14 protein-coding genes are annotated in these 14,337 nt (G+C 67.7%); 13 read left to right on the forward strand and 1 reads right to left on the reverse strand.

The features are described from left to right. Positions 1-43: 43 nt before the first annotated feature. The 12 genes from rlmN to tadA all read left to right on the forward strand — a co-directional run bounded on the left by rlmN (position 44) and on the right by tadA (position 13,183). Positions 44-1,255 (forward strand): dual-specificity RNA methyltransferase RlmN, encoded by a 1,212-nt coding sequence (rlmN, locus tag SNE34_RS02960; RefSeq protein ID WP_332614637.1) that lies wholly within the window; start codon positions 44-46, stop codon positions 1,253-1,255. Beyond that, on the forward strand, positions 1,242-2,093 hold the full coding sequence (pilW, locus tag SNE34_RS02965) for a type IV pilus biogenesis/stability protein PilW (RefSeq protein ID WP_332614529.1): 852 nt from the start codon (positions 1,242-1,244) through the stop codon (positions 2,091-2,093). The genes rlmN and pilW overlap by 14 nt, the downstream gene beginning before the upstream one ends. Then, positions 2,090-2,902: a RodZ domain-containing protein gene (locus SNE34_RS02970; protein WP_425604433.1), complete on the forward strand. Its 813-nt coding sequence runs from the start codon at positions 2,090-2,092 to the stop codon at positions 2,900-2,902. The genes pilW and SNE34_RS02970 overlap by 4 nt, the downstream gene beginning before the upstream one ends. Before the next feature lie 98 nt (positions 2,903-3,000). Continuing rightward, the gene (locus SNE34_RS02975) at positions 3,001-3,630 is read left to right on the forward strand and encodes a YfgM family protein (protein WP_332614534.1); all 630 of its coding nucleotides are present in this window, start codon (positions 3,001-3,003) and stop codon (positions 3,628-3,630) included. A gap of 86 nt (positions 3,631-3,716) precedes the next feature. Next, on the forward strand, positions 3,717-4,862 hold the full coding sequence (gene bamB / locus SNE34_RS02980) for an outer membrane protein assembly factor BamB (protein WP_332614535.1): 1,146 nt from the start codon (positions 3,717-3,719) through the stop codon (positions 4,860-4,862). A 155-nt stretch (positions 4,863-5,017) separates the two neighbouring features. Continuing rightward, the gene (gene der / locus SNE34_RS02985; RefSeq protein ID WP_332614536.1) at positions 5,018-6,430 is read left to right on the forward strand and encodes a ribosome biogenesis GTPase Der; all 1,413 of its coding nucleotides are present in this window, start codon (positions 5,018-5,020) and stop codon (positions 6,428-6,430) included. Then, positions 6,427-7,320: a molybdopterin-binding protein gene (locus SNE34_RS02990; protein WP_332614538.1), complete on the forward strand. Its 894-nt coding sequence runs from the start codon at positions 6,427-6,429 to the stop codon at positions 7,318-7,320. Before der ends, SNE34_RS02990 begins: the two co-directional genes overlap by 4 nt. Positions 7,321-7,438: 118 nt before the next feature. Beyond that, on the forward strand, positions 7,439-8,569 hold the full coding sequence (moeB, locus tag SNE34_RS02995; protein ID WP_332614540.1) for a molybdopterin-synthase adenylyltransferase MoeB: 1,131 nt from the start codon (positions 7,439-7,441) through the stop codon (positions 8,567-8,569). A 59-nt stretch (positions 8,570-8,628) separates the two neighbouring features. Then, positions 8,629-9,552, forward strand: a complete 924-nt coding sequence (gene folD, locus SNE34_RS03000; RefSeq protein ID WP_332614541.1) for a bifunctional methylenetetrahydrofolate dehydrogenase/methenyltetrahydrofolate cyclohydrolase FolD — start codon at positions 8,629-8,631, stop codon at positions 9,550-9,552. A gap of 50 nt (positions 9,553-9,602) precedes the next feature. Then, a complete protein-coding gene (gene guaB, locus SNE34_RS03005; RefSeq protein ID WP_332614543.1) occupies positions 9,603-11,060 on the forward strand; it encodes an IMP dehydrogenase in 1,458 nt (485 codons plus the stop codon). A 66-nt stretch (positions 11,061-11,126) separates the two neighbouring features. Then, positions 11,127-12,692 carry a glutamine-hydrolyzing GMP synthase gene (guaA, locus tag SNE34_RS03010; RefSeq protein WP_332614545.1) on the forward strand — a complete coding sequence of 522 codons (1,566 nt, stop codon included), beginning with the start codon at positions 11,127-11,129 and terminating at the stop codon, positions 12,690-12,692. Between the two features lie 8 nt (positions 12,693-12,700). Next, positions 12,701-13,183 carry a tRNA adenosine(34) deaminase TadA gene (gene tadA, locus SNE34_RS03015; RefSeq protein ID WP_332614547.1) on the forward strand — a complete coding sequence of 161 codons (483 nt, stop codon included), beginning with the start codon at positions 12,701-12,703 and terminating at the stop codon, positions 13,181-13,183. A gap of 17 nt (positions 13,184-13,200) precedes the next feature. On the opposite strand, the gene SNE34_RS03020 is transcribed toward tadA, so the two are convergent. Continuing rightward, entirely contained in the window at positions 13,201-13,671 is a 471-nt protein-coding gene (locus tag SNE34_RS03020) for a DUF2721 domain-containing protein (protein ID WP_332614549.1), read from the reverse strand. Positions 13,672-13,731: 60 nt separating this feature from the next. Between SNE34_RS03020 and orn the strand changes: the two genes are divergently transcribed. Then, a complete protein-coding gene (gene orn / locus SNE34_RS03025; RefSeq protein ID WP_332614551.1) occupies positions 13,732-14,310 on the forward strand; it encodes an oligoribonuclease in 579 nt (192 codons plus the stop codon). Positions 14,311-14,337 lie beyond the last annotated feature (27 nt).

Genomic DNA, 14,337 nt, shown 5'->3' on the forward strand with positions numbered 1-14,337 from the left:
CATCGACATCACCCTCGCCAGCGCCCCCGGCGCCGGCGCGACGATGCCGGCGGCGACGGGTCCGGCCGGAGCGGCCGCGGCGGAGTCGAAGAACAATCCGGAACCGGCCCCGGCCGGCGCCAGGACCAACATCTTCGACTTCGACCGCGTCTCGCTCGAGGACTTCTTCGAGAACGTCCTCGGCGAGAAGCGCTACCGCGCGCACCAGGTGATGAAGTGGATCCATCACCGCTACGTCACCGACTTCGATGACATGACCGACCTCGGCAAGGCCCTGCGGGCCAAGCTGCATCAGCATGCCGAGGTCCGCGCGCCGATGGTCATCCACGAGAAGCCCTCCGTCGACGGCACCCACAAGTGGCTGATCGGCATGGACCCGATGAACGCGATCGAGGCGGTCTTCATCCCCGACAAGGGTCGCGGCACCCTGTGCGTGTCCAGCCAGGTCGGTTGCGCGCTCAACTGCCAGTTCTGCTCGACCGCCACCCAGGGTTTCAACCGCAACCTGACCACCGCCGAGATCATCGGCCAGGTCTGGGTCGCCGCGCGCCACCTGGGCAACATCCCGCACCAGCAGCGCAAGCTGACCAACGTGGTGATGATGGGCATGGGCGAGCCGTTGATGAATTTCGACAACGTCGTGCGGGCGATGAGCATCATGCGCGACGACCTCGGCTACGGCCTGGCCAACAAGCGCGTGACCCTGTCGACCGCCGGCATGGTGCCGATGATCGACAAGCTTGGCGAAGTCAGCGACGTCTCGCTGGCTGTTTCGTTGCACGCGCCCAACGACGAGTTGCGCACCGAGCTGGTGCCGCTCAACAAGAAATACCCGATCGAAGAGCTGATGGCCGCCTGCGAGCGCTACGTCAAGCGCAAGCCGCGTTCGTCGATCACCTTCGAATACACCCTGATGAAGGGCGTCAACGACCAGCCGCGGCACGCGCGCGAACTGGCGCGGCTGATGCGCCAGTTCGACAACGCGACCCAGATGAAGGACGCCGGCAAGGTCAACCTGATCCCGTTCAACCCGTTCCCGGGCACCCGTTTCGAGCGGTCGGCCGAGAGCGATATCCGGGCATTCCAGAAGCTGCTGCTGGATGCCCAGGTGCTGACGATGGTGCGGCGCACCCGCGGCGACGATATCGATGCCGCCTGCGGCCAGCTCAAGGGCCAGGTCATGGACCGTACCCGTCGCCAGGCCGAGTTCCGCAAGACACTGGCAGCGCAGGGGGCGGACGATGCGGCCGCTTGACCGGGGAAGGAAGGTTCCGCCGGCATCGGGGCTGGCGTGGTTGGTGGGGTTGATGGTGGTGACCGCATTGGCTGGCTGCAGCCGGCTCAGCTTCATCAAGCCGGACTACACCCGCAACGACTTCCGGCGCACCGCGCCCGAACTCGACATCGCCACCGACCGCCGCGACAAGGATTCGGTTGCCGCACGATTGGCGGTGCAGCAGGGCCAACTGGCGCTCTCGCGTGGCGACCTCGATGCCGCTCGGCGGGCCGCCGAGCTGGCCCTGGACACCAATCCCGATTCCGCCGCCGCCCATACCCTGCGTGGCGTGGTCGCCGCCCGCGAAGGCGAGGTCGACCTCGCCGGCGACCATTACCGTCGGGCGGTCGAACTGGCCCCGCATATCGGCGGCATGCACAACAACTACGCCACCTGGTTGTGCGCGAACGGACGGGCCGATGAGTCGCTGGCCTGGTTCGAGCGTGCCATTGCCGATCGCAACTACCGCACCCCGGCCGTCGCCCTAGGCAACGCCGGCGCATGCGCCGGGCAGGCCGGCCAGGACGAGCGGGCCGGACGTTACCTGCAAGCGGCGCTCGAGTTCGACCCGGAAAATCCGGTGGCGCTGGCGGCCATGGCCGAACACGAGTTCCGCGCGGGCCGGGCCTTCCATGCACGTGCTTTTTCGCAACGACGGCTCGCAGTGGCGCCGCCAAACGCCGCCGTGCTGTTGCTTGCGTCACAGATCGAACAAAAACTCGGCGACAAGGAGGCCGCCGCCGGCTACGTTCAACGACTGCGGGCGGAGTTCCCGGATACATCGGGCTCCGGAACAGGGGATGACGGGAAACGATGATGCAGTCGAATGAAATCGCGCCCGACGGCGTCGATAGCTGCGGCACTCGCCTCAAGCAGGCGAGGGAGCGGGCAGGTCTGTCACAGGAAGAAGTGTCCGCCCGGCTGAAGATGCCGGTCCGGGTGGTTCGCGCGCTTGAATCCGACGACTGGTCGCAAGCCGGCGCCCCGGTGTTCGTGCGTGGACAGTTGCGCAGTTACTCGCGCCTGCTCGGAGTGGAGCTCGACCTGGATTCGGTCCAGCAGGAAGTGGGCAGCATCGCCCCGTCCGAGCTGGTCAGCCACAGCCACACCCCCCGTTACCAGCGGATGTTCGAGCACGCGACCCGTCGCGCGGTCTACATCGCGATTACCGCGGTAATCGCGGTGCCGGTCTGGCTTGCGACCCGGCCACACCTGTCCAACGACGACCTCAACGTGCAGTCGCTCGACGTGCAGACGGTACCGGTTGCGACTGGCAACACCCCACCCCCGGCACGCAAGGCGCCGGAACGCACCCCGCTGATCGCCTCGATGGGCACCATGCGCAGCACCGCGGTGGAAGCACCGGAGTTGGCCATCACCTTCAACGGCGAAAGCTGGGTGCAGGTGTTCGACGCGGATGGCGACAAGCTCGAGCAGGGCCTGCTGGCCAAGGGCGAGCGCCGCAGCTACGACGAAGGCGAAGTCGGGCGCTTGGTGCTCGGCAATGCGTCGGCGGTCGAAGTCCGCCGGGACGGCGAACTGGTCGACCTGGCGCCGTTCAGCCGCGCGAACGTGGCCCGCTTTACGCTATCCTCTGACGGTTCCCTCGCGCCGGTCGTCGACTGACCCGCGCAGCGGGTTCGACACTCTCACCGGCCCGTTTCGCGGGCTTGTCCAAATCACGGGTCCCCGGCCTCAGGTCGGGGCGGGATGGCAGCTACCGCATGGCAATAGACGATCCACTCGACGAACACGAACAAAGCGAACGCGTCCTTGAATGGTTGCGCGCCAACGGCGCCGGCCTGATCGGCGGCATCGTCCTCGGCCTGGCCGCCATCGGCGGCTGGAAGTGGTGGCAGGCCCAACAGCAGCAACAGCAGCTTGCCAAGGCCGACCAGTACCAGGCCGCCGTCGAAGCGATCGAGACGGGCAATGGCGAAGGTGCCGCGAAAGTGCAGGCGTTGGGTGAAGGCGTTTTCGCCAACCTGGCCGCGCTAGAGCTTGCCGCTTCGCAGGCCGAAGCGAACCAGAACACCGCGGCGATCGAGACCCTGCGTGGCATCACGCCCGGCAATCCCGCCATCGCCGACATCGTCAACCAGCGGCTCGCACGACTGTTGATCGACACCGACCAGGCCGACGCCGCGCTGGCGCTGCTTGACAACGCCAGCACCCCGGCGGCGCTGCAGATCCGCGGCGACGCCCAGTACGCGCTCGGCCAGGCCGACGCGGCCCGCGAGTCCTACCAGCAGGCCCTGACCCGGCTCGATGTGGCTTCGCCATTGCGGCGGATGCTCGAACTCAAACTCACGGAAGTCGGCGGCAGCGCCGACCGCACCGAGGCAAAGTCTTGATCAACTCCGCAGCGATTCCCCGCGCCATCGCCAAGTCTGTCGCAACCGATTCCGCCGCAAGCCGGTCCCATTGGGCCCGCATCGGCATGGCCGCATTCTGTGTGGCCACGCTGGCGGGCTGCAGCACGGTCAAGGACTGGTTCCAGGACGACGAAGAGAAGGCCAAGGCGCCGACGGAGTTGACCGAAATCACCCCGGCGGTGACTGTGACCGAGATCTGGACGGCCGATGCCGGCAAGGGCGAGGACCTGCTCGGCGCCCGCCAGGCTCCGGTCGTCGCCGATGGCCGGGTCTACGCCGCGGCCGTCGAGGGTGGCGTGCACGCGTTCGACCTGCAGACCGGCAATTCGGTCTGGACCTATGAGAGCGACCTGCGCCTCAGCGGCGGTCCGGGCGTGGGCGAAGGCCTCGTCGCCATCGGCAGCCTGGAGGGCGATGTGATCGCACTCGACGCCGCCACCGGTGCCGAGAAGTGGACGGCCAAGGTCGACAATGAAGTGATCGCCGCGCCCACGGTCGGCATGGGCATGGTCTTCGTCCGTTCCAACGAGGGCCGGGTCACCGCTTTCGACGCGGCGACCGGCGAGCGCCGTTGGTTCTGGAACCACGACGTGCCGACGTTGTCGGTGCGCGGCAACGATGCGCCGGTGCTTGGCCCGGGCTACCTGTTCGTCGGCAACGACGATGGCACCATCAGCGCGCTCGCCGCGCAGGACGGCCGGCCGTTGTGGGAGCAGGCGGTTGCCCAGCAGGAAGGTCGTACCGAGCTCGACCGCATGGCTGATGTCGACGGTACCCCGGTGCTGGACGGCACCACGTTGTTCGCGACCAGCTTCAAGGGCCAGACCATGGCCATCGATGCGCCCAGCGGGCAGCCGATGTGGCTCAGCGAGAACGGCGGCCCCGGCGAAGTGGCGGTCGCTCCGAGCGTGGTTGTGGTCACCGGCCTCGATGGCGCCGTGTTCGGCCTGGATAAGGCCAGCGGCAGCGCGTTGTGGCAGCAGCCGGGGTTGATCCGCCGCAGCACGACCTCGCCGGCGATCCACGGCGATTACGCCGTGGTCGGCGATTTCGACGGTTACCTGCACTGGCTGGATCTCGCCACCGGCGAGTTCGCCGCCCGTTCGCGCGCCGGCAACGAGGTCCTGCGGGCCGCGCCGGTCGTGGCGGACGGCATCCTGATCGTGCAGGACATCGAAGGCGAACTGAGCGCCTATCGCCTCGGGCAATGACCTCTGCCGGTGACCACGGGCCTGGGCGGGCCGTGTGCCGGGGGACGCATTAGGGAAATGGGGAGCCGGCAGTCGATAATGGGCAATGCGCCCGTTCCGCTGCCGGTTTTGCTTTTCCGGTCCTGCTCCCCGCTCCCCATACTCCGGCTGATCCCATGCTTCCGCTAGTCGCGCTCGTTGGTCGTCCCAACGTAGGTAAATCCACACTGTTCAACGCGCTCACCCGCAGCCGCGACGCCCTGGTCCACGACCAGCCCGGCGTGACCCGCGACCGCCATTACGGCGTGTGCCGGCCGGAAGGGCAGCGGACGTTCGCGGTGGTCGACACCGGCGGCATCGCCGGCGAGAGCGAACACCTGGTCGAAGGCCTGCTCGGCGCGACCGCCCGCCAGGCCCGCGCCGCCGCGGCCGAGGCCGACCTGGTGCTGTTCATCGTCGACGGCCGCGAAGGCGCCTCGGCGCTTGACGACGAGATCCTCGCCTGGCTGCGCAAGACCGCGCGGCCGACCATGCTGGTGATCAACAAGACCGACGGCATCGACACTCAGGCCGCGCTCAACGACTTCGCCCGCTACGGCTTCAGCGAGGTCGTGGCGATCTCCTCGGCGCACCGCCAGGGCATCGACGAACTGATCGACGAGGTCATCGGCCGGCTGCCGGATGAGGGCGCGTCGAACGAGCTCGACGACGATCCGAGCCGCATCCGCATCGCCTTCATCGGCCGCCCCAACGTCGGCAAGTCGACCCTGGTCAACCGGTTGCTCGGCGAGGAGCGGATGATCGCCTCCGAAGTGCCGGGCACCACCCGCGACTCGGTCGCGATCGACATGGAGCGCGATGGCCGGCGCTACCGGCTGATCGACACCGCCGGCCTGCGTCGCAAGTCGCGGGTCGACGAGGCGGTCGAGAAGTTCTCGATCATCAAGACCCTGCAGGCGATCGAGCAGTGCCAGGTCGCGGTGGTGATGCTCGATGCCGGCGAGGGCGTGACCGACCAGGACGCCAGCGTGCTCGGCTACGCGCTCGACGCCGGCCGTGCGCTGGTGGTCGCGGTCAACAAGTGGGACGGCCAGAGCGATTACCAGCGCCAGCAGGCCGAGTCGTTGCTGTCGCGCAAGCTGAGCTTCGTCGAGTGGGCCGAAGCGGTGCGAATCAGCGCCAAGCACGGTTCCGGGCTGGGCGAACTGTTCAAGGCGATCCACCGCGCCCATGCCTCGGCGACCCACGAATTCAGCACCAGCGAGGTCACCAAGGCGATGGAAATCGCCTACGAGACCAACCCGCCGCCGGTGGTCCGCGGCCACGTCGCCAAGCTGCGCTACGCCCACCCGGCGGCCAGCAACCCGCCGACCTTCGTGGTCCACGGCAACCGCCTGCGCACGCTCAGCGAGAGCTACAAACGCTACCTCGAGAACTTCTTCCGCAAGCGCTTCAAGCTGGTCGGCACACCGATCCGCTTCGTCTTCAAGGAAGGGGTGAACCCCTACGAGGGCAAGAAGAACGTCCTCAGCGACAAGCAGATCGCCAAGAAGCGCCGCCTGATCCGGCACGTCAAGCGCGGCAAGTGACGGCGTCGCTCGACCGGGCGCTCGCGGTCGTTCGCGAGGTTGCCGCCAACCATCGTCTGGAATCCGAAACGCTGGCGTTGTCGCGCTGCCATGGACGGGTGATCCTGCAGGACGTGGTCTCCTCCCACGCTGAAGACGCCGCCGGCCCGACCATCCGGCATGGCGTGGTGATGACGCCGGCACGAGTCGCGCTCGCGGCATCGATCGGCGTGCCTTCGTTGTCGGTTGCGCGCCGTCCGACGGTCGCGGTATTCACCACTGGCAACGATCTGGTCGAGCCCGGCATGTCACTCGCCGCCGGACAGGCGTACGACAGCAACCGTGAGTTGCTGATGGGCCTGCTGCGCGCCGAAGGTCTGGAGCCGACCGCCTGGCCGCGTCTGCCGGACGACCGGCGACAGATCGAGATCGCGCTGCGAGATGCGGGGTGCGCGTTCGACCTGGTGGTTATCTGCGGATCGTCGCGGTCAAGCGCCGGCGGGTTTGTCGCCGGGGTGCTGGAGCAGTTCGGCACCGTCCATTTGTGCGACGTCCCGGACGTATTCGGCGCGCCGGTCCAGTTCGCCAGCCTTGATCAGGCCCACGTCCTGGGCTTGCCCGATGATCCGCTTGTGCTGGCGGCGGCTTGGCTGACCCTGGGCCGTGCGTTGGTCGACGGCCTGCAGGGTCGCATCGAACCGCGTCAGGTTTTGCGGGCGCGGCTGGCTCGTCCGGTCGCTTCGGTGCAACTGCAGCGCGCCTTCGTGCCGGGCCGGATCGAAGTGCAAGACGACGGCCTATGGGTCGATCCGCAGGAGTCTGGACTGGCGGACTCAAACGGTTTGATCGTGTTGCGAGAGAATTCGCCGATCCTGCCGGCGGCCGCCATCGTGGACGTGATTTCCCTGTAGGAGCGGCTTTAGCCGCGATCTGGAATCGGCACCAGAAGTAACTCCCGATCGCGGCTGAAGCCGCTCCTACAAAAGCTCCGACGACCCCCCGGGCGTGGCGAAGGCGGATAATCGCGCCATGGACATCGAAACCATCACTCCCGCCGAAGCCCGCCGCCGCCAGCTGACCGGCGCGCTGCTGCTCGACGTACGCGAAATCCACGAACGCGCGCTCGGCATGGCCGAAGGCGCCATCGGCATTGCCCGCGCCGAACTTGAGGCCGACCCACGCTCCACCTTGCCCGACCACGATGCCGAAGTGCTGCTGATCTGCGAGCTGGGCGGGCGCTCCGCAAAAGCTGCGCAGGCCCTGATCGAAGCCGGCTATAAACGCGTGGCGTCGGTCGAGGGTGGCACCCGCCGCTGGCGCGACGACGCGCTGCCGCTGGTCCAGCCGGCCGACATCGACCTCGACTTCCACGAACGCTATTCGCGACACCTGAGCCTGCCCGAGGTCGGCGAGGCCGGGCAGCGCCGATTGCAGGCCGCGCGGGTGGCGATGGTCGGCGCGGGCGGGCTGGGCTCGCCGGCGGCGTACTACCTCGCCGCGGCGGGCGTCGGCACTCTGGTGTTGGCCGATGACGACGTGGTCGATCGCAGCAACCTGCAGCGGCAGATCCTGCACACCGAGGCACGGATCGACCTGCCCAAGGTAGAGTCGGCGCGGATCGCGCTGTCGGCGCTCAACCCCAGGGTGAATATCGAGGGTTTCCAGGAACGGATCACCAGCGACAACGTCGAGCGCCTGATCGGCGATGCCGACGTGGTGCTCGACGGCGCCGACAATTTCGCCGTCCGCTACCTGCTCAACGACGCCTGCGTGAAACTGGGCAAGCCGCTGGTGTACGGCGCCGTGCTGCGGTTCGAGGGCCAGATCAGCGTGTTCGATGCCGGCCGCCACCGCGGCGAGGCGCCGTGCTACCGCTGCCTGTTCCCGGAACCGCCATCCGCGCAGGACGCACCCAACTGCAGCGAAGCCGGCGTGCTCGGCGTCCTGCCCGGAGTGATCGGCATGTTGCAGGCCACCGAGGTGATCAAGCTGATCCTCGGTATCGGCAAGCCGCTGGCGGGGCGTTTGCTGCGTTTCGATGCGCTGGCGATGCGTTTCCGCGAGACTCGGTTCCGTGCCGATCCCGATTGTGTGGTCTGCGCGCCGGGACGCGCGTTCCCGGGCTATATCGACTACGCCGCGTTCTGCTCCGGCGCCTGACCGACGGGCAGGGATGCGATAATGCGCGGCCCGATTCCAGCGCAGGCCTGCACACCCGCATGACGGCATCCTCGTCCGCCTCCACGACCCTCTCGGCCAGCGCGCAGCCGGGCCAGGCCCGCATCCTCGACGGCAAGCGCATCGCCGAGGACCTGCTCGACAACCTCAAGGCCCGGGTCGACGCGCGGACCGCCGCCGGCAAGCCGCGACCGGGGCTGGCGGTGGTGCTGGTGGGGCAGGACCCGGCCTCGGCGGTGTACGTGCGCAACAAGCGCCGCGCGGCCGAGAAGGTCGGCATCCGCGCGATCGATTTCGACCTGCCGGCCGACACCGGCGACGCCGAGTTGCTGGCGCTGATCGACAAGCTCAATGCCGATCCAGAAGTCCACGGCATCCTCGTGCAGTTGCCGCTGCCGGACCGCCGCGACCCGTCGGCGCTGATCCACCGCATTTCCCCGGGCAAGGACGTCGACGGTTTCCATCCGGAGAACGTCGGCCACCTGGCGCTGCGCGAGTTCGGCTTGCGCCCGTGCACCCCGCGTGGCATCACCACCTTGCTGGCCTACACCGATCGCCCGGTGCGCGGTGCCAGCGCGACGATTGTAGGGGTCTCCAACCACGTCGGCCGGCCGATGGCGCTGGAGTTGCTGATTGCCGGTTGCACCACCACCAGTTGCCACAAGTTCACCCCGCCGGACGTGCTCGAAGCCGCCGTGCGCGGCGCCGATATCCTGGTGGTGGCGGTCGGCAGGCCGCAGCTGATCCCCGGCGACTGGGTCAAGCCCGGCGCGGTGGTGATCGACGTCGGCATCAACCGGCTCGACGACGGCCGGCTGGTCGGCGATGTCGGTTTCGAGGCTGCGGCCACCCGGGCCAGCTGGATCACCCCGGTGCCGGGAGGGGTAGGGCCGATGACCGTGGCGACCCTGATGGAAAACACGCTCGAGGCCGCCGAGGCGATGGACCCCGTCACCAGCGCGTGACGCGCCCGAACGCGATACAATGACGCGCTTCATCCTCCCCGGGCCGCCCCATGTTGCGCATCCAGGCTGAAGCGCTGACCTACGACGACGTATCGCTCGTTCCCGCGCATTCCACCGTCCTTCCCAAGGACGTTTCGCTCACCACCCGCGTCACCCGCGACCTCACCATCCGCCTGCCGCTGCTGTCGGCGGCGATGGACACGGTCAGCGAAGCCCGCCTCGCGATCGCGATGGCCCAGCTCGGTGGCATCAGCATCATCCACAAGAACATGAGCGTGGCCCAGCAGGCCGCGCACGTGGCGCAGGTCAAGACCTTCGAGGCCGGGGTGATCAAGTCGCCGTTCACGGTGAGTCCCGACACCAGCATCGCCGACGTGCTCAAGCTGACCCGCACCCGCAACATCTCGGGCGTGCCGGTGGTCGAAGGCGGGCAGCTGGTCGGCATCGTCACCAGCCGTGACATGCGCTTCGAGACCAAGCACGACGATCCGGTCCGTCACATCATGACCAAGAAGGATCGGCTGGTCACGGTCAAGGAGGGCGCCAGCGACGACGAGGTGCTCGGCCTGCTGCACAAGCACCGGATCGAGAAGGTGCTGGTGGTCAACGACGGCTTCGAGCTGCGCGGGCTGATCACGGTCAAGGACATCCAGAAGAAATCGGACAACCCCAACGCCGCCTACGACACCAGCGAGCGCCTGCTGGTCGGCGCCGCGGTCGGGGTCGGTGGCGATACCGAATCGCGTATCGAGGCGCTGGCCGCAGCCGGCCTCGACGTGGTCGTTGTCGACACCGCGCACGGCCACTCGCAGGGCGTGCTGGACCGGGTCCGCTGGGTCAAGAAGAACTTCCCGCAGTTGCAGGTCATCGGCGGCAACATCGTCACCGGCGATGCCGCGCTGGCGCTGATGGACCACGGTGCGGACGCGGTCAAGGTCGGGGTCGGCCCCGGCTCGATCTGCACCACGCGGGTCGTGGCCGGCGTCGGGGTGCCGCAGATCACCGCGGTCGACATGGTCGCCGAGGCACTGCAGGACCGAATCCCATTGATCGCCGACGGCGGCATTCGCTACTCCGGCGACATCGGCAAGGCGCTGGCCGCCGGTGCGTCGACGGTAATGGTCGGCGGTCTGTTCGCCGGCACCGAGGAGGCGCCTGGCGAGGTCGAGCTGTTCCAGGGCCGCAGCTACAAGAGCTACCGCGGCATGGGCAGCCTGGGCGCGATGGAACAGGGTTCGAAGGACCGCTATTTCCAGGACGCCAGCGACGCCGACAAGCTGGTGCCGGAAGGCATCGAGGGCCGGGTGCCGTACCGCGGTCCGCTGGGCGGCGTGGTTCACCAACTGGTCGGCGGCCTGCGCGCGACGATGGGCTATGTCGGCTGCGCGACGATCGAGGACATGCGCAAGAAGCCGCAATTCGTCCGCGTGACCAACGCCGGCTCGCGCGAAAGCCACGTCCACGACGTGCAGATCACCAAGGAACCGCCCAACTACAGGGCGGGTTGATCGATACCGGGAAGGGAGACGTCAGGTTTCCCTTCTTCGTTTCCAGCTCCACTACAGCAGCGCCCCATGACCGACATCCATAGCGACAAGATCCTGATCCTCGACTTCGGCGCGCAGTACACGCAGCTGATCGCCCGCCGCATCCGCGAGATCGGCGTCTACTGCGAAATCTGGGCCTGGGACCACGACCCGGCCGAGATCGCCAAGTACGGCGCCAAGGGCATCATCCTGTCGGGCGGCCCGGAATCGACCACCCTGGAAGGTGCGCCGCGCGCGCCGCAGGAAGTCTTCGATGCCGGCCTGCCGATCCTCGGCATCTGCTATGGCATGCAGACCCTGGCCGCGCAGCTCGGCGGCACGACCGAAGCGGCCGATGCACGCGAGTTCGGCCACGCCGAGGTCGACCTGATCGCCCATGACGCGCTGCTCGGCGGCCTGTCCGACCATGGCGGCGAGCCGCGACTGAACGTCTGGATGAGCCACGGCGACCACGTCACCACCGCGCCGCCGGGGTTCACCGTGACTGCGAAGACCGACCGCATCCCGGTCGCGGCGATGGCCAACGAGGACAAGCGCTGGTACGGCGTGCAGTTCCACCCGGAAGTCACCCACACCCTGCAGGGCCAGACGCTGCTGCGCCGCTTCGTCACCGAGATCTGCGGCTGCCAGACCCTGTGGACCGCGGCCCACATCATCGACGACCAGATCGCCCGCGTGCGCGAGCAGGTCGGCGACGACGAGGTGATCCTCGGCCTGTCCGGCGGCGTCGACTCCTCGGTGGTCGCCGCGTTGCTGCACAAGGCGATCGGCGAGCAGCTCACCTGCGTGTTCGTCGACACCGGCCTGCTGCGCTGGCAGGAAGGCGACCAGGTGATGGCGATGTTCGCCGAGCACATGGGCGTCAAGGTGGTGCGGGTCAATGCCGCCGACCGCTATTTCAAGGCGCTCGAAGGCGTGGCCGACCCGGAGGCCAAGCGCAAGATCATCGGCAACCTTTTCGTCGAGATCTTCGACGAGGAGTCCAGCAAGCTGCGCAACGCCAAGTGGCTGGCGCAGGGTACGATCTACCCCGACGTGATCGAGTCGGCCGGCAGCAAGACCGGCAAGGCCCACGTCATCAAGAGCCACCACAACGTCGGCGGTCTGCCCGAGCACATGAAGCTCGGCCTGGTCGAGCCGCTGCGCGAATTGTTCAAGGACGAGGTGCGTCGGCTCGGCGTCGAGCTCGGCCTGCCGGAGACCATGGTCTACCGCCACCCGTTCCCGGGCCCCGGCCTGGGCGTGCGTATCCTCGGCGAGGTCAAGCGCGAGTACGCCGAACTGCTCGGCAAGGCCGACCACATCTTCATCGACGAGCTGCGCAAGGCCGGGTTGTACGACAAGACCAGCCAGGCCTTCGCGGTGTTCCTGCCGGTCAAGTCGGTCGGCGTGGTCGGCGATGCCCGTGCCTACGAATGGGTGATCGCGCTGCGCGCGGTCGAGACCGTCGACTTCATGACCGCGCACTGGGCGCATTTGCCGTACGAGTTCCTCGGTAAGGTGTCGAACAGAATTATCAATGAGTTGCGAGGTGTTTCTCGCGTCGTTTATGACATAAGCGGAAAGCCCCCCGCGACGATCGAGTGGGAGTAGCGCGGCCCTTGGCCGGGTCGCTGCCATCGGACGAAGACTGGATGCGCCACGCCCTGGCGCTGGCCGAACGCGCCGAACGCGAGGACGACGAGATTCCGGTCGGCGCGGTGCTGGTCTCGGCCGATGGCGGGGTTCTCGGTGAAGGCTGGAACCGCAACATCACCGAGCACGACCCGACCGCGCATGCCGAGATCGTCGCCATGCGCCAGGCCGGCGCGGCGCTTGGCAACCACCGACTGCTGGGCAGCATCCTGTACGTGACATTGGAGCCGTGCGCGATGTGCGCGATGGCAATGGTCCACGCGCGGGTCGCCCGCGTGGTGTTCGGTGCGGCCGACCCCAAGACGGGCGCCGCCGGCAGCGTGTTCGACCTGCTGGCGGACCCGCGCCATAACCACCGGGTGGCCGTGCAGGGCGGGGTGCTCGCGGAAGAGGCCGGCACGATGCTGAGCAACTACTTCCGCCGAAAGCGCGGCAAGCCACCGCTGTAGCGCTGCGGGGTGCGCCGCTACCGGCGCATGCGCGCCTGGGTCTTCAGGTGCGCGCGATCCATCTCCTCGTTGAGGATGCGCACCGCGATGGTCGACTCGCGCGACAGCATCAGGCTCGACGCGAACAGCGCCAGCACGCCCAGGACCGCGAACGTCGTCGGCAGCACGCCCATCCGGTATTGCAGGAACGCGTCGAAGGCGACCGACAGGCTGGTGCCCACGAAGCAGCTCAAGCCGATGTAGAGCATCTGGCTTGCGCGCAGGATCAGCGCGCTACGCCGGCGTTGGCGCGAGATGCGGTGGTCGAGCCAGCGCCGCTCCTCGTCGTCGTCGGCGTCATCCATGTCCTTCATCAGCTGCCGCAGGCGATCGACCACGCGCGCCAGGCGGTTGTTGGCCGATATCAGCAGCGACGCGGTGGCCGTCAGGAAGAAGGCCGGCGCCAGCATCGCGGTCAGGATCGCGTAATGGGATTCGACGGGGGGCATATCGGCAGTGCGGCAGAGGTCGTGGGATATCATGCCTCGTCACATTCACTTCGGCGAGCCATGAGCACACGGACAGGCAATGAACACCGGCTGATCTGGATCGACCTGGAAATGACCGGGCTCGATACCGACAACGACTCGATCCTCGAGATCGCCACCGTGGTCACCGATGCCAACCTCGAAGTGCTTGCCGAAGGCCCCGAACTGGCGATCGCCCATCCGTTGGCGCGACTGGAGGCTATGGACGACTGGAACCGCAACCAGCATCGCAAGTCGGGCCTGTGGAAGCGCGTGCTGGAGGAGGGCGTGCCGATGGCCGAGGCCGAGGCGCGCACGCTGGCGTTCCTGGCCAAGTGGGTGCCGGCCAAGGCCTCGCCGATGTGCGGCAACTCGATCTGCCAGGATCGACGCTTCCTGCACCGGCAGATGTCGGAACTGCAGCAGTTCTTCCACTACCGCAGCATCGACGTCAGTGCGATCAAGGAACTGGCGCGACGCTGGGCGCCCGAGATACTGGCCGGCGTCGGCAAGGAATCAAAGCACACGGCGCTGAGCGACGTGCACGACTCGATCGCCGAGTTGCGCCACTACCGCTACTTCATGGGCCAACTGAGCGGGTTGAATCCACCGAATTCATGAGCTGGCCGGGCGCTGCCAACGCCGTCC

Source organism: Novilysobacter erysipheiresistens, assembly GCF_036663935.1.
GTDB classification, from domain to species: domain Bacteria; phylum Pseudomonadota; class Gammaproteobacteria; order Xanthomonadales; family Xanthomonadaceae; genus Novilysobacter; species Novilysobacter erysipheiresistens.

What these genes read in the sequence shown, in the direction of transcription:
- rlmN (WP_332614637.1), top strand. Translation starts at nt 44, where the DNA reads ATGCCGGCGGCGACGGGTCCGGCCGGAGCGGCCGCGGCGGAGTCGAAG.
- pilW (WP_332614529.1), top strand. Translation starts at nt 1,242, where the DNA reads ATGCGGCCGCTTGACCGGGGAAGGAAGGTTCCGCCGGCATCGGGGCTG.
- SNE34_RS02970 (WP_425604433.1), top strand. Translation starts at nt 2,090, where the DNA reads ATGATGCAGTCGAATGAAATCGCGCCCGACGGCGTCGATAGCTGCGGC.
- SNE34_RS02975 (WP_332614534.1), top strand. Translation starts at nt 3,001, where the DNA reads ATGGCAATAGACGATCCACTCGACGAACACGAACAAAGCGAACGCGTC.
- bamB (WP_332614535.1), top strand. Translation starts at nt 3,717, where the DNA reads ATGGCCGCATTCTGTGTGGCCACGCTGGCGGGCTGCAGCACGGTCAAG.
- der (WP_332614536.1), top strand. Translation starts at nt 5,018, where the DNA reads ATGCTTCCGCTAGTCGCGCTCGTTGGTCGTCCCAACGTAGGTAAATCC.
- moeB (WP_332614540.1), top strand. Translation starts at nt 7,439, where the DNA reads ATGGACATCGAAACCATCACTCCCGCCGAAGCCCGCCGCCGCCAGCTG.
- folD (WP_332614541.1), top strand. Translation starts at nt 8,629, where the DNA reads ATGACGGCATCCTCGTCCGCCTCCACGACCCTCTCGGCCAGCGCGCAG.
- guaB (WP_332614543.1), top strand. Translation starts at nt 9,603, where the DNA reads ATGTTGCGCATCCAGGCTGAAGCGCTGACCTACGACGACGTATCGCTC.
- guaA (WP_332614545.1), top strand. Translation starts at nt 11,127, where the DNA reads ATGACCGACATCCATAGCGACAAGATCCTGATCCTCGACTTCGGCGCG.
- SNE34_RS03020 (WP_332614549.1), bottom strand. Translation starts at nt 13,671, where the DNA reads ATGCCCCCCGTCGAATCCCATTACGCGATCCTGACCGCGATGCTGGCG.
- orn (WP_332614551.1), top strand. Translation starts at nt 13,732, where the DNA reads ATGAGCACACGGACAGGCAATGAACACCGGCTGATCTGGATCGACCTG.